At 59.8% G+C, this 17,120-nt stretch carries 19 protein-coding genes; 11 read left to right on the forward strand and 8 right to left on the reverse strand.

All coding sequences use genetic code 11. From position 1 onward, the window contains the following. Window positions 1–4 precede the first annotated feature (4 nt). The 5 genes from ACQKEK_RS07990 to pilG all read right to left on the reverse strand — a co-directional run bounded on the left by ACQKEK_RS07990 (window position 5) and on the right by pilG (window position 4,452). Window positions 5–871, reverse strand: coding sequence for a protein-glutamate O-methyltransferase (locus tag ACQKEK_RS07990; protein WP_499142237.1), 867 nt, complete (start codon window positions 869–871; stop codon window positions 5–7). Between the two features lie 60 nt (window positions 872–931). Further along, window positions 932–2,980 carry a methyl-accepting chemotaxis protein gene (locus tag ACQKEK_RS07995; protein WP_128120384.1) on the reverse strand — a complete coding sequence of 683 codons (2,049 nt, stop codon included), beginning with the start codon at window positions 2,978–2,980 and terminating at the stop codon, window positions 932–934. Window positions 2,981–3,059: 79 nt separating this feature from the next. Continuing rightward, window positions 3,060–3,596, reverse strand: a complete 537-nt coding sequence (locus ACQKEK_RS08000) for a chemotaxis protein CheW (RefSeq protein WP_045423728.1) — start codon at window positions 3,594–3,596, stop codon at window positions 3,060–3,062. A gap of 37 nt (window positions 3,597–3,633) precedes the next feature. Continuing rightward, window positions 3,634–3,999 carry a twitching motility response regulator PilH gene (gene pilH, locus ACQKEK_RS08005; protein WP_102836674.1) on the reverse strand — a complete coding sequence of 122 codons (366 nt, stop codon included), beginning with the start codon at window positions 3,997–3,999 and terminating at the stop codon, window positions 3,634–3,636. A gap of 45 nt (window positions 4,000–4,044) precedes the next feature. Continuing rightward, window positions 4,045–4,452, reverse strand: coding sequence for a twitching motility response regulator PilG (gene pilG / locus ACQKEK_RS08010; RefSeq protein ID WP_019339789.1), 408 nt, complete (start codon window positions 4,450–4,452; stop codon window positions 4,045–4,047). 235 nt (window positions 4,453–4,687) lie between these two features. On the opposite strand from pilG, the gene gshB reads away from it, so the two are divergent. The 7 genes from gshB (at window position 4,688) to ACQKEK_RS08045 (ending at window position 10,610) form a co-directional block, all read left to right on the forward strand. Further along, window positions 4,688–5,647, forward strand: a complete 960-nt coding sequence (gene gshB / locus ACQKEK_RS08015) for a glutathione synthase (protein ID WP_128120385.1) — start codon at window positions 4,688–4,690, stop codon at window positions 5,645–5,647. A 159-nt stretch (window positions 5,648–5,806) separates the two neighbouring features. Beyond that, window positions 5,807–6,703: an energy transducer TonB gene (locus ACQKEK_RS08020; RefSeq protein ID WP_499141929.1), complete on the forward strand. Its 897-nt coding sequence runs from the start codon at window positions 5,807–5,809 to the stop codon at window positions 6,701–6,703. A gap of 82 nt (window positions 6,704–6,785) precedes the next feature. After that, entirely contained in the window at window positions 6,786–7,355 is a 570-nt protein-coding gene (locus ACQKEK_RS08025; protein ID WP_499141930.1) for a YqgE/AlgH family protein, read from the forward strand. Continuing rightward, window positions 7,352–7,780 carry a Holliday junction resolvase RuvX gene (ruvX, locus tag ACQKEK_RS08030; protein WP_499141931.1) on the forward strand — a complete coding sequence of 143 codons (429 nt, stop codon included), beginning with the start codon at window positions 7,352–7,354 and terminating at the stop codon, window positions 7,778–7,780. Before ACQKEK_RS08025 ends, ruvX begins: the two co-directional genes overlap by 4 nt. 19 nt (window positions 7,781–7,799) lie before the next feature. After that, window positions 7,800–8,312 carry a bifunctional pyr operon transcriptional regulator/uracil phosphoribosyltransferase PyrR gene (gene pyrR, locus ACQKEK_RS08035; RefSeq protein ID WP_499141932.1) on the forward strand — a complete coding sequence of 171 codons (513 nt, stop codon included), beginning with the start codon at window positions 7,800–7,802 and terminating at the stop codon, window positions 8,310–8,312. Between the two features lie 10 nt (window positions 8,313–8,322). Then, on the forward strand, window positions 8,323–9,339 hold the full coding sequence (locus ACQKEK_RS08040) for an aspartate carbamoyltransferase catalytic subunit (protein ID WP_045423712.1): 1,017 nt from the start codon (window positions 8,323–8,325) through the stop codon (window positions 9,337–9,339). Beyond that, the gene (locus tag ACQKEK_RS08045; RefSeq protein WP_499141934.1) at window positions 9,339–10,610 is read left to right on the forward strand and encodes a dihydroorotase; all 1,272 of its coding nucleotides are present in this window, start codon (window positions 9,339–9,341) and stop codon (window positions 10,608–10,610) included. The genes ACQKEK_RS08040 and ACQKEK_RS08045 overlap by 1 nt, the downstream gene beginning before the upstream one ends. A 54-nt stretch (window positions 10,611–10,664) precedes the next feature. Here the strand turns inward: ACQKEK_RS08045 and ACQKEK_RS08050 are convergent, their stop codons facing one another. Further along, window positions 10,665–11,069 carry an NINE protein gene (locus ACQKEK_RS08050; RefSeq protein WP_499141936.1) on the reverse strand — a complete coding sequence of 135 codons (405 nt, stop codon included), beginning with the start codon at window positions 11,067–11,069 and terminating at the stop codon, window positions 10,665–10,667. A 133-nt stretch (window positions 11,070–11,202) separates the two neighbouring features. Between ACQKEK_RS08050 and ACQKEK_RS08055 the strand changes: the two genes are divergently transcribed. Next, on the forward strand, window positions 11,203–12,414 hold the full coding sequence (locus tag ACQKEK_RS08055) for a putative DNA modification/repair radical SAM protein (RefSeq protein ID WP_499141937.1): 1,212 nt from the start codon (window positions 11,203–11,205) through the stop codon (window positions 12,412–12,414). After that, window positions 12,414–13,244, forward strand: a complete 831-nt coding sequence (locus ACQKEK_RS08060; RefSeq protein ID WP_499141938.1) for a TIGR03915 family putative DNA repair protein — start codon at window positions 12,414–12,416, stop codon at window positions 13,242–13,244. Before ACQKEK_RS08055 ends, ACQKEK_RS08060 begins: the two co-directional genes overlap by 1 nt. Here ACQKEK_RS08060 and ACQKEK_RS08065 read toward each other — a convergent pair whose 3' ends face one another. Continuing rightward, on the reverse strand, window positions 13,245–14,390 hold the full coding sequence (locus ACQKEK_RS08065; RefSeq protein ID WP_046161609.1) for a PilT/PilU family type 4a pilus ATPase: 1,146 nt from the start codon (window positions 14,388–14,390) through the stop codon (window positions 13,245–13,247). A gap of 75 nt (window positions 14,391–14,465) precedes the next feature. Further along, window positions 14,466–15,500 carry a type IV pilus twitching motility protein PilT gene (locus ACQKEK_RS08070; protein ID WP_045423701.1) on the reverse strand — a complete coding sequence of 345 codons (1,035 nt, stop codon included), beginning with the start codon at window positions 15,498–15,500 and terminating at the stop codon, window positions 14,466–14,468. A 66-nt stretch (window positions 15,501–15,566) separates the two neighbouring features. Here ACQKEK_RS08070 and ACQKEK_RS08075 point away from each other — a divergent pair, with 66 nt between their 5' ends. Beyond that, window positions 15,567–16,280 carry a YggS family pyridoxal phosphate-dependent enzyme gene (locus ACQKEK_RS08075; RefSeq protein WP_499141940.1) on the forward strand — a complete coding sequence of 238 codons (714 nt, stop codon included), beginning with the start codon at window positions 15,567–15,569 and terminating at the stop codon, window positions 16,278–16,280. A 12-nt stretch (window positions 16,281–16,292) separates the two neighbouring features. After that, a complete protein-coding gene (gene proC / locus ACQKEK_RS08080; RefSeq protein WP_499141941.1) occupies window positions 16,293–17,120 on the forward strand; it encodes a pyrroline-5-carboxylate reductase in 828 nt (275 codons plus the stop codon).

The following is a 17,120-nucleotide window of genomic DNA, read 5'->3' on the forward strand; positions in this document are numbered from 1 at the left end:
CCGCTCATAAACATTTCCGGGTAAAGGCCAGAACCTGACTATCAGCCACCGGAACCAGATCCGGGTGCTGCCAACCGACAACCTCGCCCGCACCAATAACCAGCAATCCTCCCGGCGCCAGGCGCTCGACAAGACGATTGAGGATTTCGCGGCGGCGCCAGCGGCGGAAGTAAATCAACAGGTTCTGACAAAAAATGACGTCCACATCGGACATTGGCGCACCGGCCAGCTCCAGCACGTTAAGTCGGGCAAAGCACACCCTTGCTGCCAGGCTGGGCACTACTCGGAAACGATCACCCGCCAGTGGTTGGAAATACCGCTCGCGTAGGTCGGGGTCCAGCTGCTCGAGCCGACGAAGACCGTAAAGGCCCTCGCGAGAACGGCTCAACGCGCTGAGACTGATATCGGTTCCTATCACACCAAACTGTGTTTCGCCTCCAGCGCACGCAAGCGCCTCTGCGGTACAAATCGCCAAGGAGTATGTTTCCTCGCCGCTTGCGCAACCAACGCTCCACAGCGACCAGGGGTGAGCAGCGCTTCGCGACTCGACACGCCTCTTTATGTAATCGGAAAGCGCTGCAAACGACGGCGGGTGACGGAAAAAGCGAGTCTCCTGCACCGTCAGCCGGTCCATCAGGGTGGACCATTCCACAGCACCGCGGGGGCCGTCAGTGACCTGGCGGTAATAACTCGCGTAGTCCTGCGCCCCGACTTCGCGCATGCGGCTGCTCAGATTGGTCTGAAGAAAGGCCCGACGCTGCTCGGTCACGACCATACCGGAGCGCTCTTCGAGCAGGGCCTGCCAGTCATTGAATTCCGCCGCTGACATATCAGCCAAGGGTCTCAGTGACCAATCAACACCTGGCTGCATGCCCTGCCCCTTATCCATGAACTTCCACAGCGGGCCATCTCAGGCCGCCGCGTTCTCCAATCAGGCCTGATCCTGCGCTTCCGGCAGGGTAAAGCCGGACACCGAATGCCGCATTTCATTGGCCATCTTGGCGAGGTTACCAATGCTCCTCGCAGTAGCGGTGGTGCCCGAGGAGGTTTGCGAAGTAATTTCCTGAATCACGTTCATGGTGTTGGAAATATGACCAGCCGAAGACGCCTGCTGGCGAGCCGCGTTGGAAATGTTCTGGATAAGCGCCGCGAGGCTCTTGGATACCTTTTCGATTTCCTCCAGAGCAACCCCGGCGTCCTGGGCCAGACGTGCACCTCGAACCACTTCGGAAGTAGTCTGCTCCATCGAGATAACCGCTTCGTTCGTGTCGGTCTGAATCGTTTTCACCAGGGCTTCGATCTGCTTAGTTGCAGCAGAGGATCGCTCCGCAAGGCGCTGTACTTCGTCCGCAACTACTGCGAAGCCTCGACCGGCATCACCTGCCATGGAGGCCTGGATCGCAGCGTTCAACGCGAGGATGTTGGTCTGGTCGGCGATGTCGTTAATCAAGCTAACGATATCCCCGATCTCCTGCGAGGACTCGCCGAGACGCTTGATTCGCTTGGAGGTGTCCTGAATCTGCTCCCGAATGTTATCCATGCCCGTGATTGTGTTATGCACCACCTCGTTGCCCTTGTTTGCGATCGCTACCGAGCGCTCGGCTACCGCCGAGGATTCGGCAGCGTTGGCCGATACCTGGTCAATCGACACCGCCATTTCGTTGATCGCTGCCGATGCACCGGCAATTTCCTGAGCCTGATGCTCGGATGCCTCGGCCAGATGCATTGCAGTCGCCTGGGTTTCCTGGGCCGCACCAGAGACCTGTACGGCGGTCTGGTTGATCGTTTCAACCAGGTCACGCAACTGGTCGATGGAATAGTTGATCGAGTCGGCGATGGCGCCGGTGAAGTCTTCGGTAACCGTGGCGGCTACCGTCAGGTCACCGTCAGCCAGATCGCCGATTTCGTCGAGCAGACGCAAAATCGCTGTCTGGTTGCGCTCGTTCTTTTCCGCGGTTTCGCTCAATCGACGACGCGTAACCTGGACCATGACCAGGCCGATCAACAGAATTGAAGCCAGTGCCAATGCACCAAGGACATAGCCTGCCAGTGTATTGACGTAACGGGCTTCGGCACGATTTTGAAGCCCTTGGGTGAGTTCGGACGTTTTGTCGAGCAGGGTCTGCGAGACCTCGAAAATACTGTTCGATGACTCACGCACCTGGAACAGTTCCGGTGAGGTTTCCAGAATCTCATCCACTGATCCGGACACGAACTGGAACAGCTCAGAGATCGCCGCCAGCCGATCCAATGCTTCGACGTCGCTCACCCGGGTGATCCCCATGGCTTCGTTGCCTTCGAGCATGGCGCTGAGGACGCGACCGAACAGGCTGGCGTCACGACCAAACATGTCTGCAGCCTGCACTGAGTCCTGGTCGCCGGAAAGTACCTTGTTGACCGAACCCAGAATACGTTCGGCGAGCAGCGATTGACGCTGCGCTACTGAAACCTGAGCGGCTGGGGCACCACTTTCGAGAAGGATGTCCACGACCTCCTCATACTCAACCTGAAGCTGGGGGATGGTTTCGGCGAGGGTCGCAGCAACCTGGTGCAAGGACAGTACGGTTTGTTCGCTCGCAAGAATCGCATCAGTATTCTGCCGCAGCGTATCCCAATCCTGCTGCACTGCCGTCACCTCAGACTGAAGCGACTCCGGCACCGCTGGTAGTCCAATGCGCTCATCACCAACGGACAAATAGCTCCAACGTTCACTGAAGTCATTGCGAGCATCTTTCAGGGAGTCGAATGCTTCGGGAGTACCAGTGGCCGCCTCAACCGCGTTCTTCGCAATGCGCTGGGAGAGAACTCGCAGCTCACCTGCGTGTCCAACGTATTCGTTATCATAGTCGGCCTGTGTATTGATGTACGCAAAGTTCACGAACAGCAGCACCATCGACACGATCAAGAGGATAAACAGGCCAGCAATCAACGTATTGCTACGTACACCTGCCAACAATGCATTCGCGTTCATTTTTTTCATTTTTTCCGGCCCCCGCCTGGACCACCCGTACGTTTCCTTCCAAGAACCAAAAGGCCGGCATCAGCCGACCCCACCTAAATCAATACGCCACGTCCAGGAATTTCTGGTGCGCGGCAAGCGCGTGCGGACTGAAGACCAGCCAGGGTTGCTCACGCTGAAAAACACCGTGAATGAATGGTTGAATCGATGCCTCGACAGGAGGCAGCTGTTCGGAAAAAGCATCTACCGGAAAATGCTGCATGCCGAACACTTCATCGACCGTCAATCCCGCAAACACTTCCTGATGGTCTACCACCAGCACGCGCCGCTGCTTGCGTAGCGGCGATAACTCCAGTCCTAGATAACCGCACAGATCCATGATAGGCAAAAGCCTGCCGCGGACGTTGGCAACCCCTTTCACCCAGGCTTTCACTCCGGGGAGCAAGGTGTAGCGCGGCTCGTGGAGTATTTCGCCAACCTCCCCCATCGGGGCAACAAACAGTCGGCCACCCATCCGGAAACCTATACCCGCCCATGTCTGGACAGCTTCTTGCTGCGACGGCAGTCCGGCAGCCAAAGCCCTACAACGGCTGTCGATCTCCAAGAGTCGCTGAAAAGGCGAAGGCGTATCCGACATGCTGCAACTTCCTTTGTCCGAATCCCGAAATCGTCGATTAACCGGTAAGTACGGCGCTCAGGGTCTTCAGCAGTGTCGCTTCGTCCACCGGCTTGGTCAGGTAATCTTTGGCACCTTGACGCTTGCCCCAGACCTTATCGGTTTCCTGATCCTTGGTGGTCACAATGATCACCGGAATGTGACTGGTTTCAGCATCTTTGGTCAGTTGGCGAGTTGCCTGAAAACCGTTCAGGCCGGGCATTACGATATCCATCAAAACCGCGTCCGGTTTCTCCTGGCGCGCAAGCGCTACGCCATCGGCACCGTTTTCGGCCTTGAGCACGACGTGTCCATGCTTTTCCAGCATGGCTGTCAGCTTGTACATCTCGGTCGGCGAGTCATCAACAATCAGAACGCGAGCCATGGTTTCTCCGTGGGAAAGGCTTCAGCGGCACACAGGGGCCGGACTTCAGGATACTTGCTCAACCGGTGCAAAATCCGGCACATGTGCCTTGATAGCACCGAGCAATTCTTCTTTGCTGAACGGCTTGGTGAGGTACTGGTCCGACCCCACGATCCGCCCCTTGGCCTTGTCAAACAAGCCATCCTTCGAGGACAGCATGATCACCGGCGTGGACTTGAAAGAACTATTGTTCTTGATCAGCGCGCAGGTCTGATAACCATCCAGCCTGGGCATCATGATATCGACGAAGATGATGCGCGGGTGACTATCCGCGATCTTGGCGAGCGCATCGAAGCCATCCACCGCCGTGATCACATCACAACCTACTTTCTTCAGTAGCGTTTCGGCGGTGCGACGAATCGTTTTCGAATCGTCGATCACCATGACCTTCAAGCCCTCGGAGTGCTGTTCCATTTCGCCCTACCATCGCCTCGGTGAGTCGTAGTTTATCGTTATGTCAGTGCGCCGGAGGCCCTGTCATCGATGGGCTGCACCCAATCGCCGGACCTTTTTAGCACACTCCTCAAATGCAAGCTATCTGCCGCCGGAGCAGCGGGATTTTCCTTGACCCAGCGCACAACCGCGGCCAATCTGCGTCGGTATTTCAAGCCCCTGGCAGCTCCTGCTGCCCCTCGTTGGAGACCACCACATGACTGTTCGCGTCGGGATCATCATGGACCCAATCGCGCAGATCGCATTCAAGAAAGACAGCTCACTGGCCATGCTGCTGGCAGCCCAGGACCGCGGCTGGACGATCTATTACATGGAACAGCGCGATCTTTACCAGCTTGCCGGCGAGGCACGGGCCCGCATGCGCCCGATCCAGGTCTTCAACGACCCCCAGCGCTGGTACGAAACAGGGGAGGAGATCGACAGCGCTCTTGCCGATCTCAATGTCATCCTGATGCGCAAAGACCCGCCCTTCAATAGCGAGTATGTCTATGCCACCTACCTGCTGGAGCTTGCCGAGCAGGCCGGCACGCTGGTGGTGAATCGTCCGCAGAGCCTGCGCGATTGCAACGAGAAATTCTTTGCCACCCAGTTTCCGCAATGCACCCCACCGACCCTTGTCAGTCGGCGGTCCGACATTCTGCGGGAGTTTGCTCGCGAGCAGCGTGACATCATTCTCAAACCGCTGGATGAAATGGGTGGCGCATCGATTTTCCGCCACCGCGAAGGCGACCCGAACCTTTCCGTGATTCTCGAAGTACTGACCGAGCACGGTAGTCGCCAGATTATGGCGCAGCGTTACATACCGGCCATCAATGAGGGCGACAAGCGCATCCTGATGATTGATGGCGAGCCGGTGCCCTATTGCCTAGCGCGCATTCCAGCAGCGGGCGAAACACGGGGCAATCTTGCCGCCGGCGGACGCGGCGTCGCCCAGCCACTTTCTGAGCGTGACAAGGAGATCGCCGCGATTGTCGGGCCAGAGCTACGCAAACGCGGGCTGCTTTTCGTCGGACTGGACGTGATCGGTGATTTCCTTACCGAGATCAACATTACCAGCCCGACCTGCATTCGTGAGATCGACAATGCGTTCGATACCCGCATCGGCGAGCGCCTGATGGACGCTATCGCTGCAAAATTGAGCAGACCCAACGTTTAGTGGCAACGCGGTTGGCCTAGCCGACCGCCTCTCCACCGAACGCCCCCTGTGTTTGGGGCGAACCATCGCCACGCTTACCCACCAAAGCTGCCGCCTGGTTCATAGACTTTTACGGTCACGCTGGGCAGACTGCGCGCACTTCAAGCCGACTGAAATGCGATGAACGCCGCTACCCGCCAGCCCTCTCTTGCCGCTACCGGTGTCCGTCCGGCAGACCGTCTCGGCTTTACGATATTTCTCGCAGCCGCGCTCCATGGTGCCCTCATTCTAGGGCTCGGCTTCACGCTCTCCGAACCGAAGCAGACCAGCAAATCGCTGGAAATCACCTTGTCCACGTTCAAAAGCGAAGACAAGCCAAAGGAAGCAGATTTCCTGGCTCAGGACAATCAGCAAGGCAGCGGCACGCTGGAGCATAAGGCCTCGCCGAAAACAACCGAGCAAGCGCCGTTCCAGGATACCCAGGTGCGCAAGGTGTCGCCCGCTTCGTCGCCACCGCCTAGCAGCCCTAGCGAGGCGCCAAAGACAGCCGTAGCAACCCGCGCCCCCCAGCCGGACAAGACACCGGCAAAAACACAAAAGAACAAGCCACAGCCGCAGGCGCAGCCGGCTCCCGTCTATGACAGTTCGCAGCTCAGCGCGGAAATCGCCAGCCTTGAAGCCGAACTCGCCCAACAGGTCGAGCAATATGCCAAGCGGCCTCGCGTCAGTCGTCAGAACAGTGCAGCCACCATGCGCGACATCAGCGCCTGGTACCGGGACGAATGGCGCAAGAAAGTCGAACGCATCGGCAATCTGAACTACCCCGACGAGGCGCGCCGTCAACGTATCTACGGCAGCCTGCGCATGCTGGTGGTCGTTGACCGAAACGGTGCGGTACAGGAGCTTCGAGTACTCGAATCGTCAGGCGAGCCGATGCTCGACCAGGCCGCTATGCGCATTGTCAGGCTTGCCGCACCTTTTGCCCCTTTTTCCGGTGAGCTGGCGCAGAACTTCGATCAGGTCGAGATCATCAGAACCTGGCGGTTTGAGCGCGGCGACCGTCTGTCAAGCCGCTGACAAGAGACGTCCGCGCCGCGTCGGCCACGGTATCTAGCGCGGCTGCTTCACGGCCCAGCCCGCAACGCTTAAGCTAGCACCCATGAACGCGACCTCGCCCAGCTACCTCAAGCATCACTTTCTGATCGCCATGCCGCATATGGCGGACCCCAATTTTGCCCAGACATTGATCTATCTGGTGGAGCACAACCGGGACGGCGCGATGGGGCTTATTGTTAATCGTCCGAGCGGATTGAACCTGACGGACATCCTTGAGCAACTCCGCCCGGATCAGCCAGGCGATGTCAGCACCCAGCATCTGACGATTTTTTCGGGCGGCCCGGTCCAGACCGATCGAGGCTTCGTGCTGCATCCGGCCGACGCCCAATTCCAGGCAACGCTCGATCTAGGCCCGCTCGGAGTGACGACGTCCCAGGACGTCCTCTTCGCCATCGCCGACGGCTACGGCCCCAAGCAGCACCTGATTGCCCTCGGCTATTCGGGCTGGGAACCTGGCCAACTGGAAGCGGAGCTGGCCGAAAACGCCTGGCTCAGCTGCCAGGCGCAGCCAGAGATTCTTTTCGACCTGCCCTATGATCAGCGTTTGACTGCCGCTGCCGCATCGCTAGGGGTCGACCTTAGATTGCTCAGCAGCCAGGTCGGCCACGCATGAGCGCGCTGCGTCTGCTGCTCGGCTTCGACTACGGCACCAAGCAGATCGGTGTCGCCGTTGGACAGGCGATCACCGGTCAGGCACGCGAGCTCTGCGTGCTCAAAGCGCAAAATGGCATACCCGACTGGTCACAGATCGAGGCACTGCTGCGTGAGTGGCAACCGGATGCACTAGTGGTCGGCCTGCCTTTAAACATGGACGGCAGTGCCAGTGAGATGAGCGCTCGTGCTGAGAAGTTTGCCCGCCGCCTCAACGGTCGCTTCAACCTGCCAGTGCATACCCATGACGAGCGCCTCACGACATACGAAGCCAAAGGCGAACGCCTGCGTGGCGGCCAGAGCGGCGGTTACCGTGAACGCCCTGTCGATGCGCTGGCCGCCGCTCTTTTACTCGAAGGCTGGCTGAGTGCCCAGCAAACCACCTGAAGCGGTCCCAGGAGAAATCATGACCCTGCCCAACCCCGACCAGCTGCTCCCGGAAATGGCTTCCGCTCTGGACCGACACCTGAACAGCCGCGCCGTCAGCGAACCTCGCTTCATCGGCATCCGCACGGGCGGCGTCTGGGTCGCCCAGGCGCTGCTTGAACGGCGGAACAAGAACGAGGCGCTGGGAATTCTGGATGTCTCCTTCTACCGCGACGATTTCACCCAAAATGGCCTGCATCCCCAGGTCCGCCCCTCGGAGCTGCCGTTCGAAATCGAAGGGCAACATCTGGTACTGGTCGATGATGTACTGATGAGTGGTCGCACCATTCGCGCCGCGCTCAACGAGCTGTTCGATTATGGTCGACCCGCCAGCGTCAGCCTGGTATGCCTGCTCGACCTCAACGCCCGAGAGCTGCCAATCCGGCCAGACGTAGTTGGCGCGACACTCTCACTGGCGCCTGACCAACGGGTGAAATTGCTTGGCCCAATCCCGCTAACGCTCGAGTTCCAGACCCTCGCCTCCGCCAATTGAGACCCTCGCGATGACGCCAACCGACGCCAAGCGCCCACTCCAGCTGAACGACCATGGACAGTTGCGCCATTTTCTCTCGCTGGATGGACTACCCCGCGCGCTACTTACCGAAATCCTCGACACCGCCGACTCGTTCCTCGAGGTCGGCGCCAGAGCGGTGAAGAAAGTCCCGCTGTTGCGAGGCAAAACCGTTTGCAACGTATTCTTCGAAAACTCCACACGCACTCGCACCACCTTCGAGCTGGCGGCCAAGCGGCTGTCGGCGGACGTGATCACCCTGAACGTCTCGACCTCCTCGACCAGTAAGGGCGAAACACTTACCGATACCCTGCGCAACCTCGAGGCGATGGCCGCCGACATGTTCGTCGTCCGTCACGCGGATTCCGGCGCTGCGCACTTCATTGCAGAACACGTCTGCCCGGATGTAGCGGTCATAAACGGCGGCGATGGGCGCCATGCGCACCCGACCCAGGGCATGCTCGACATGCTCACCATTCGCCGGCATAAGGGCGACTTCGAAAAGCTCTCAGTGGCCATCGTCGGCGACATTCTGCATTCGCGGGTGGCCCGCTCCAATATGCTCGCGCTGAAAACACTGGGCTGCCCGGACATTCGTGTCATCGGCCCAAAGACACTGCTACCCGTCGGCCTGGAGCAGTATGGCGTGAGCGTCTACCACGACATGAACGAAGGCCTGCGCGACGTCGACGTGGTGATCATGCTGCGCCTGCAACGTGAACGCATGCAGGGCGGGCTGCTGCCCAGCGAGGGCGAGTTCTATCGGCTCTATGGACTTACGACCCAGCGTATGGGGCTGGCCAAGCCGGACGCCATCGTCATGCATCCCGGCCCGATCAACCGCGGCGTTGAGATCGAGTCCGCGGTGGCGGATGGTGCCCAGTCGGTCATTCTCAACCAGGTCACCTATGGCATCGCGATTCGAATGGCGGTGCTGTCCATGGCGATGAGCGGACAGACCGCACAGCGGCAACTTGAACAGGAATATGCAGCCGAGGAGCAGAATTGATGCCTACCCACATCCTCGGTGCTCGCCTGATCGACCCGGCCAGCGGGCGCGACGAAGTCACTGATATCTACTGCCAGGACGGCAAGATTGCTGCGTTCGGCCAAGCCCCGGCAGGCTTCAACGCCGCCCAGACCATTGACGCACAAGGCCTGGTCGCAGCGCCTGGCCTGGTCGACCTATCGGTAGCGCTTCGTGAGCCTGGCTACAGCCGCAAGGGCAGCATCGCCAGCGAAACGCTCGCGGCAACGGCCGGCGGCATCACCAGCCTGTGCTGCCCACCGCAGACCAAGCCTGTGCTGGACACTGCAGCAGTAGCTGAACTGATCCTTGATCGCGCCCGCGAGTCCGGTCATGCCAAGGTCTTTCCAGTCGGCGCGCTGACGCGCAATCTGGCCGGCGAGCAGCTGTCGGAACTGGTCGCGCTACGAGACGCGGGCTGCGTCGCCTTCGGCAACGGCCTGGCCAACTTCACCAGCAATCGCAACCTGGGCCGAGCACTGGAATACGCCGCCACATTTGACCTCACGGTCGTCATCCATTCACAGGACAGCGATCTGGCAGAGGGTGGTTTGGCCCATGAAGGCCCGGCGGCGGCCTTTCTCGGCCTGGCCGGAATTCCCGAAACAGCGGAAACCATTGCCCTGGCGCGTAACCTGCTGCTGGTGGAGCAAGCCGGTGTGCGTGCACACTTCAGCCAACTCACCACTGCCCGCGGCGCGCAGATGATTGCCGATGCGCAGGCTCGCGGCCTACCAGTCACCGCTGATGTCGCTATGTATCAGCTGATCCTAACCGACGAAGCGCTGCACGGCTTTTCCAGTCTCTACCATGTACAGCCGCCTCTGCGCAGTGCCGCTGACCGTGAAGGCCTTCGCCAGGCGGTCAAGAGTGGCGTCATCTCGGTAATCTCGAGCCACCATCAACCGCATGAAGCCGACGCCAAGCAGGCCCCGTTCGGCGAGACCGAGGCGGGCATCAGCAGCGCCGAAATTCTCCTGCCTCTCGCACTGACACTGGTCGAAGATGGCCTGCTGGATCTACCGACCCTGCTGGCTCGCCTGAGCAGCGGCCCGGCCACGGCGCTGCGGCTGCCAGCCGGCCGCCTGTCGATTGGCGGAGCCGCAGATCTGGTCCTTTTCGACCCGAGCAGTTCGACCCTGGCCGGCGAGCGCTGGCACTCTAAAGGCCGGAATTGCCCGTTCATCGGGCATTGCCTGCCCGGAGCTGTGCGCTACACCCTGGTTGACGGGCGAGTTGCCTTCCTCGGCTAGATCGCTTACCCAGCCGTTCGCAGCCGAGCAGGGCTGCGAACGGTCAGCGCACGATCAACGATCAATGCGCTTTTCCATATTCTGCATCGACACCTGGCTATTGAGCGTCCAGAAGTCATAAAGGATGCCGATGAAAAACAGCCCACCCGTGCAAAGATAGATCAGCCCGGTAACCCACTTGCCCTGGTACATCCGGTGCACGCCGAATACACCCAGGAATGTCAGCAGAATCCAGGCGACGGTGTAGTCGATCGGGCCAGGCTGAAAGCGCAGGTCGGCTTCACGGTCCATCGACGGAATCAGGAACAGGTCGATGATCCAACCGACGAAAAACAACCCGAGCGTGAAGAACCAGATGGTGCCGGTGATCGGCTTGCCGTAGTAGAAGCGGTGCGATCCTAGAAAGCCGAAAATCCACAGAAGATAGCCAATCAGGGTGCTATGGGTGTTTTGACGCATCTGAGCCTCGCTGTCCGATAGTGGAATTCCTTGAGCTTATCTGATTACCACTCATTGCAGCGCCTGCCGGGCGGACATCATTCAACTGAGCCACCATGATACTGTATATACAACCAGCATCATGGTGATTGTTATGCAGTTGATCGAGAAGCTCAGCGTCCTGGCCGACGCCGCAAAATACGACGTGTCCTGTGCCAGCAGCGGTGCGCCCAAACGCAGTTCGAAGGGACGCAGTGGGCTCGGCGCCACTGATGGCATGGGCATTTGTCACAGCTTTACCCCGGATGGTCGCTGCGTGGCGCTGCTAAAAATCCTGTTGACCAACTTCTGCCTGTACGACTGCCAGTATTGTGTCAACCGGCGCTCCAGCGATGTTCCGCGCGCACGCTTCACCCCAGAAGAAGTGGTGACGCTGACACTGGACTTCTATCGCCGCAACTGCATCAGCGGCCTGTTTCTCAGCTCGGGAATTATCCGCTCGGCTGACTACACCATGGAGCAGCTCAATCGCGTGGCCAAGCTGCTACGCGAAGAGCACGAGTTTCGCGGTTACATTCATCTGAAGACGATCCCAGATGCCGACCCGCAACTCATTGCAGAGGCGGGGCGTTACGCCGACCGCCTCAGCGTCAACATCGAACTTCCGACCGAGGCCAGCCTGATTCGCCTGGCGCCGGAAAAACAGGTAGCGACCATCAAGCAAGCGATGCACGCCATTCATGAGGGCGAGACCGAAGCGAAAGCGGAACAGCGAGCGCCACGCTTCGCACCGGCAGGTCAGAGTACGCAGATGATCGTCGGGGCGGACGCCACCGATGACAGCACCATTCTGCATACCGCCCAATCACTGTATGGCGACTTCAGACTGCGCCGCGTCTATTACTCGGCATTCAGCCCCATTCCGCACAGTCCGGAGACAGTACCCTTCGAAGCACCGCCGCTGCTGCGCGAGCATCGCCTATACCAGGCCGACTTCCTGATGCGCAGCTATGGCTTCAAGGCGGGCGAATTGTTGACGGGCCCGGGCAACCTGCCGCTGGACATCGATCCGAAGCTGGCATGGGCACTGTCCAATCGCGAGCATTTCCCGGTTGATCTGGATAGCGCCGAACCTGCATTGATTGCGCGCATCCCCGGCATCGGCATTCTCAGCGCCAAACGGCTGGTCGCCCTGCGCCGACAGAAGCGAATCCGCTTTGAAGATCTAACCCGCCTTCGCTGCTCGCTGGAAAAAGCCAAGCCCTTCATCATCACTCAGGACTACCGCCCCAGCCTGGCCTACCGAGAATCGTCCGCCTTGCGCCAGCAGCTCAGCGAAGGCCCGGTGCAGATGGGGCTCTGGTAATGCTTCAGGTTCGTTTCGATGGTCGTTTCGATGGCTGGCGCCAGGCGGCTCGCGATTTGCTCCACCGCGGAATCGCCCCACATCACGTGGAATGGCTTGCTGGCGACGAGGCGGGTGGCTTGTTCGGCGGCCACGTTGCACCGGAGCCGATCGAGCCCAGCTCGCCGGTACGCATCCCTCGGCAGTTGCTCGCCGAACTGGAAACTGCGGCGCGCTTTCGAACAGCTGACCGCTGGAGCCTGCTGTATCGCATCCTTTGGCGGGTCGCGAAGGGCGACCAGACGGCCAGGCTGGTTGGCGATGTCGACGGCAGCGAACTGCACGCGCGAATCAAGACAATCCGCCGCGAAATGCACCATCTGCACGCCTTTCTCCGGTTCAGCCCGATTACGTGCCCGAGCGGCCCCGACTATGCGGCCTGGTTCGAGCCCGCGCACGACATCCTGACCAGCGCCGCGCCGCACTTCGCCGAGCGGATGGGCCTGCACTCGTGGTTGATCGCGACACCGGATGATGCAGTGTTGTGGGACGGGGACGTCATGCACTACGCCAATCCCTGTCCGGCCATCTGGCGCCAGTTGGCACAGACCGCCCAGGAGTCTGGCGCTGAGTTATGGAAGACTTATTACGAAAGCACGTTCAACCCGGCGCGGCTCAACCGCGACGTGCTGCAGAACAATCTGCCAGTGCGCTTCTGGAAAAATCTGCCGGAAGGGCCGCTGATCCCGCAACTGATGAGCCGTGCCCGGGCTGGAGCGCAACGTGACGGCCAGGCAGAGCGTGTCGCCACCCGTCCGGGCAAGCGCATCGAACGGCCCGGACAGGCATGATCAGCGGAAGCTGCGACCCGTATCGTCGTCACTGACTTCCAGCGTCAGCCCCTGAGATACGCTGGTGAGATGTTCACCGTCGGTTTCCGAACCCAGCTTGATCATCAGCCGCAGATCGTTGGAGGAGTCGGCATGCGCCAGGGCGTCTTCATAAGTGATTTCGCCTTGCACGTAGAGGCTGTACAGCGCCTGGTCGAAGGTCTGCATGCCAAGGTCGGTGGAGCGCTTCATCAGCGATTTGAGCTCGTGAACCTCTCCTTTACGGATCAGATCAGCTGCCAAGGGGGTATTGATCAGCACTTCGATCACCGCGCGGCGGCCTTTGCCATCGGGAGTCGGGATCAGCTGCTGAGCGACGATGGCTTTGAGGTTCAGCGACAGATCCATCCAGACCTGCTGGTGCCGATCAGCCGGGAAGAAGTTGATGATCCGGTCCAGCGCCTGGTTAGCGTTGTTGGCGTGAAGGGTCGCCAGGCATAGGTGGCCGGTTTCGGCGAATGCAACGGCGTAGTCCATGGTTTCCCGCGTCCGCACTTCACCGATGAGGATCACATCCGGCGCCTGGCGCAGGGTGTTTTTCAGCGCTACATCGAAGGAGTCCGTATCGATCCCGACTTCACGCTGGGTGACGATGCAGCTCTGATGCTGGTGAATGAACTCAATCGGATCTTCGATCGAGATGATATGGCCGCTGGAGTTCTTGTTGCGGTAGCCGATCATCGCAGCCAACGAGGTCGATTTGCCGGTACCGGTCGCACCGACGAACAGCACCAACCCCCGCTTGGTCATTGCCAGCTTTTTCAGCACTTCGGGAAGTTTCAGGTCTTCCAGCGTTGGTATGTTGGTCTCGATACGGCGCAATACCATGCCCGCGAGGTTGCGCTGATAGAAGGCGCTGACCCGAAAACGACCAATGCCGCGCGCGCTGATGGCGAAGTTGCATTCGTGGTTTTCCGTGAACTCGCGACGCTGCTGCTCGTTCATCACCGCGTGAACCGTTTCGCGGGTCATTTCCGGTGACATCGGTGTCTTGTTGACTGGCAGGATCTTGCCGTTGACCTTCATCGACGGCGGCACGCCAGCGGTAATGAACAGGTCGGAACCGCCTTTTTCCACCATCAGGCGCAACAGTTTCTCGAATTCCATCGTCGTTCTCGTAGTCCGGCGTAGCCGCGCTATAGCAAAGCGAAGAACCAGGCTTAGCGCCAGGCCCCGGTAGGTTTAGAAGTTTTCCGGCTGTTTGGCTTTTTCTTTGGCACTGTCACGCGAGACCAGCCCCTTGGCGAGCAGCCCTTTGAGGCAGGAATCGAGCGTTTGCATGCCCAGCGAGCCGCCGGTCTGGATGGACGAGTACATCTGCGCCACCTTGTCCTCGCGGATCAGGTTACGGATCGCAGGGGTGCCGATCATGATCTCGTGCGCCGCCACCCGACCGCCACCGACCTTTTTCAACAGGGTCTGGGAAATCACAGCCTGCAGAGATTCGGACAGCATCGAGCGGACCATCGACTTTTCTTCCGCCGGGAAAACATCCACGACCCGATCGATGGTCTTGGCGGCAGAGGTGGTGTGCAAGGTGCCGAACACCAGGTGACCGGTTTCCGCGGCAGTCAGCGCCAGACGGATAGTCTCCAGATCGCGCATTTCACCGACCAGAATGATGTCCGGGTCTTCCCGCAGCGCCGAACGCAGGGCTTCGGAGAAGCCGAGCGTATCGCGATGCACCTCGCGCTGGTTGACCAGGCACTTCTTCGATTCGTGAACGAATTCGATGGGGTCTTCGATGGTGAGAATGTGGTGATATTTGGTGCTGTTCAGGTAGTCCAGCATCGCTGCGAGGGTGGTCGACTTGCCTGAACCAGTCGGACCGGTGACCAATACCAGGCCGCGCGGAACATCGGTGATCTTGCGAAAGACCTCGCCCATGCCGAGGTCTTCCATGGTCAGGACCTTCGACGGAATGGTCCGGAACACGGCGCCTGCACCGCGGTTCTGGTTGAATGCGTTGACGCGAAAACGTGCCACGCCGGGCACTTCGAACGAAAAGTCGGTTTCGAGGAATTCCTCGAAATCCTTGCGCTGTTTGTCATTCATGATGTCGTAGATCAGCGCGTGTACTTGCTTGTGATCCATCGCTGGAAGGTTGATGCGGCGCACGTCGCCGTCAACGCGGATCATCGGCGGCAGGCCGGAAGACAGGTGCAAATCCGACGCACCCTGCTTGGCGCTGAACGCCAGCAGCTCAGTGATATCCATGGGACTCCCCAATTACAAGCAAGCAGGTAGAATGCCGCGCAGACCCTAAGGTGGCAGGCGCAGGTAATGTCCACGATAGCGACGAATATTGCAAAGGTCGGAACGCGCATCCGTGAGGCGGCGCAAGCTGCAGGGCGTGATCCCGACGGAGTGCTCCTACTTGCGGTGAGCAAGACCCAACCGGCCGAGGCCATCCGTGAGGCCAGCGAAGCAGGCCTGCGCGATTTCGGTGAAAACTATCTACAGGAAGCGCTGGAGAAACAGGCCAAACTCGCCGACCTTCCATTGGTCTGGCATTTCATTGGCCCCATCCAGTCAAACAAGACCAAGCTGATCGCCGAGCATTTCGACTGGGCGCACTCGGTGGACCGCTTGAAAATCGCCCAACGTCTTTCGGATCAGCGTCCCGAGCACCTGGCTCCGTTGAACCTCTGCCTGCAGGTCAACGTCAGCGGTGAGGCCAGCAAGTCCGGCTGCGAGCCGCAAGATGTTCACGAACTGGCTCAGGCTATCTCCGCATTGCCCCGTCTGCGTCTACGCGGCCTGATGGCGATACCCGAACCGACCGATGACCCAGCCGAGCAGCGCGCTGCCTTCGCCCGCCTGCGCCAGCTGCAAACCGAACTTCGGTTGAACCTGGACACTCTTTCCATGGGCATGAGCCAGGACCTCGAAGCTGCCATCGCCGAAGGGGCAACCTGGGTTCGGATCGGCACTGCACTGTTCGGTGCCCGCGCTTATCCTTCGAAAGCAGCCGCAGACGCCCCAACGCATGAATAAAGGAACCGTACTTTGAGCACTCCCCGTATCGCCTTCATCGGCGGCGGCAACATGGCCGCAAGCCTAATCGGCGGTTTACGCGCCCAGGGCGTTGCCGCCTCCTCGATTTGTGCCAGTGATCCCGGCGCGGATAAACGTAGCGAACTCGAAGCAGCCCATGGCATCGACGCTTTTGCCGACAACGCCCAGGCCATCGCAGGCGCAGACGTAGTCGTATTGGCAGTTAAGCCGCAGGTGTTGCAAGCAGTCTGCCGTGATCTGGCCGCAAGCCTGCAAGCGAATCAGTTGGTTGTCTCGATCGCAGCGGGTATCGATTGCGCCAGTCTGCAGGCGTGGTTAGGTGAACAAACCCCGCGCGCGATCGTGCGCTGCATGCCTAATACCCCATCCTTGCTGCGCCAGGGTGTGAGCGGGCTGTTCGCCAACGATCAAGTGACCGACACGCAAAAACAGCAGGCCGAACAACTGCTTTCAGCGGTTGGGCTGGCGCTCTGGCTGGACAAGGAATCGCTGATTGATGCGGTGACCGCTGTGTCGGGCAGTGGCCCGGCGTATTTCTTCCTGATGATCGAAGCCATGACCGCGGCGGGTGAGCGAATGGGCTTGCCACGTGACACCGCGGCACAATTGACCATGCACACCGCTTTGGGCGCCGCGCGAATGGCCTGCGAAAGCGATGTCGGCGCCGCTGAACTGCGACGCCGCGTCACCTCGCCGAACGGAACCACCGAAGCGGCGATCAAAGCCTTCCAGGCGGGCGGTTTCGAAAGCCTGGTCGAGCAAGCGATGGCTGCAGCCGCACGACGCTCGGCCGAACTCGCTGAACAATTGGGCAACTAA

The sequence above is a fragment of the Pseudomonas sp. NPDC077408 genome, assembly GCF_050269105.1.
Lineage (GTDB): Bacteria > Pseudomonadota > Gammaproteobacteria > Pseudomonadales > Pseudomonadaceae > Stutzerimonas.

Excerpts from the sequence above, each read along its gene's own strand:
- ACQKEK_RS08000 (WP_045423728.1), bottom strand. The coding sequence starts at position 3,596 with ATGTCGGATACGCCTTCGCCTTTTCAGCGACTCTTGGAGATCGACAGC.
- ACQKEK_RS08055 (WP_499141937.1), top strand. The coding sequence starts at position 11,203 with ATGCAGTTGATCGAGAAGCTCAGCGTCCTGGCCGACGCCGCAAAATAC.
- ACQKEK_RS08040 (WP_045423712.1), top strand. The coding sequence starts at position 8,323 with ATGACGCCAACCGACGCCAAGCGCCCACTCCAGCTGAACGACCATGGA.
- ACQKEK_RS07990 (WP_499142237.1), bottom strand. The coding sequence starts at position 871 with ATGCAGCCAGGTGTTGATTGGTCACTGAGACCCTTGGCTGATATGTCA.
- ACQKEK_RS07995 (WP_128120384.1), bottom strand. The coding sequence starts at position 2,980 with ATGAAAAAAATGAACGCGAATGCATTGTTGGCAGGTGTACGTAGCAAT.
- pilH (WP_102836674.1), bottom strand. The coding sequence starts at position 3,999 with ATGGCTCGCGTTCTGATTGTTGATGACTCGCCGACCGAGATGTACAAG.
- pyrR (WP_499141932.1), top strand. The coding sequence starts at position 7,800 with ATGACCCTGCCCAACCCCGACCAGCTGCTCCCGGAAATGGCTTCCGCT.
- ACQKEK_RS08050 (WP_499141936.1), bottom strand. The coding sequence starts at position 11,069 with ATGCGTCAAAACACCCATAGCACCCTGATTGGCTATCTTCTGTGGATT.
- ACQKEK_RS08045 (WP_499141934.1), top strand. The coding sequence starts at position 9,339 with ATGCCTACCCACATCCTCGGTGCTCGCCTGATCGACCCGGCCAGCGGG.
- ACQKEK_RS08075 (WP_499141940.1), top strand. The coding sequence starts at position 15,567 with ATGTCCACGATAGCGACGAATATTGCAAAGGTCGGAACGCGCATCCGT.
- ACQKEK_RS08060 (WP_499141938.1), top strand. The coding sequence starts at position 12,414 with ATGCTTCAGGTTCGTTTCGATGGTCGTTTCGATGGCTGGCGCCAGGCG.
- ruvX (WP_499141931.1), top strand. The coding sequence starts at position 7,352 with ATGAGCGCGCTGCGTCTGCTGCTCGGCTTCGACTACGGCACCAAGCAG.
- ACQKEK_RS08025 (WP_499141930.1), top strand. The coding sequence starts at position 6,786 with ATGAACGCGACCTCGCCCAGCTACCTCAAGCATCACTTTCTGATCGCC.
- ACQKEK_RS08020 (WP_499141929.1), top strand. The coding sequence starts at position 5,807 with ATGAACGCCGCTACCCGCCAGCCCTCTCTTGCCGCTACCGGTGTCCGT.
- gshB (WP_128120385.1), top strand. The coding sequence starts at position 4,688 with ATGACTGTTCGCGTCGGGATCATCATGGACCCAATCGCGCAGATCGCA.
- ACQKEK_RS08070 (WP_045423701.1), bottom strand. The coding sequence starts at position 15,500 with ATGGATATCACTGAGCTGCTGGCGTTCAGCGCCAAGCAGGGTGCGTCG.
- ACQKEK_RS08065 (WP_046161609.1), bottom strand. The coding sequence starts at position 14,390 with ATGGAATTCGAGAAACTGTTGCGCCTGATGGTGGAAAAAGGCGGTTCC.
- pilG (WP_019339789.1), bottom strand. The coding sequence starts at position 4,452 with ATGGAACAGCACTCCGAGGGCTTGAAGGTCATGGTGATCGACGATTCG.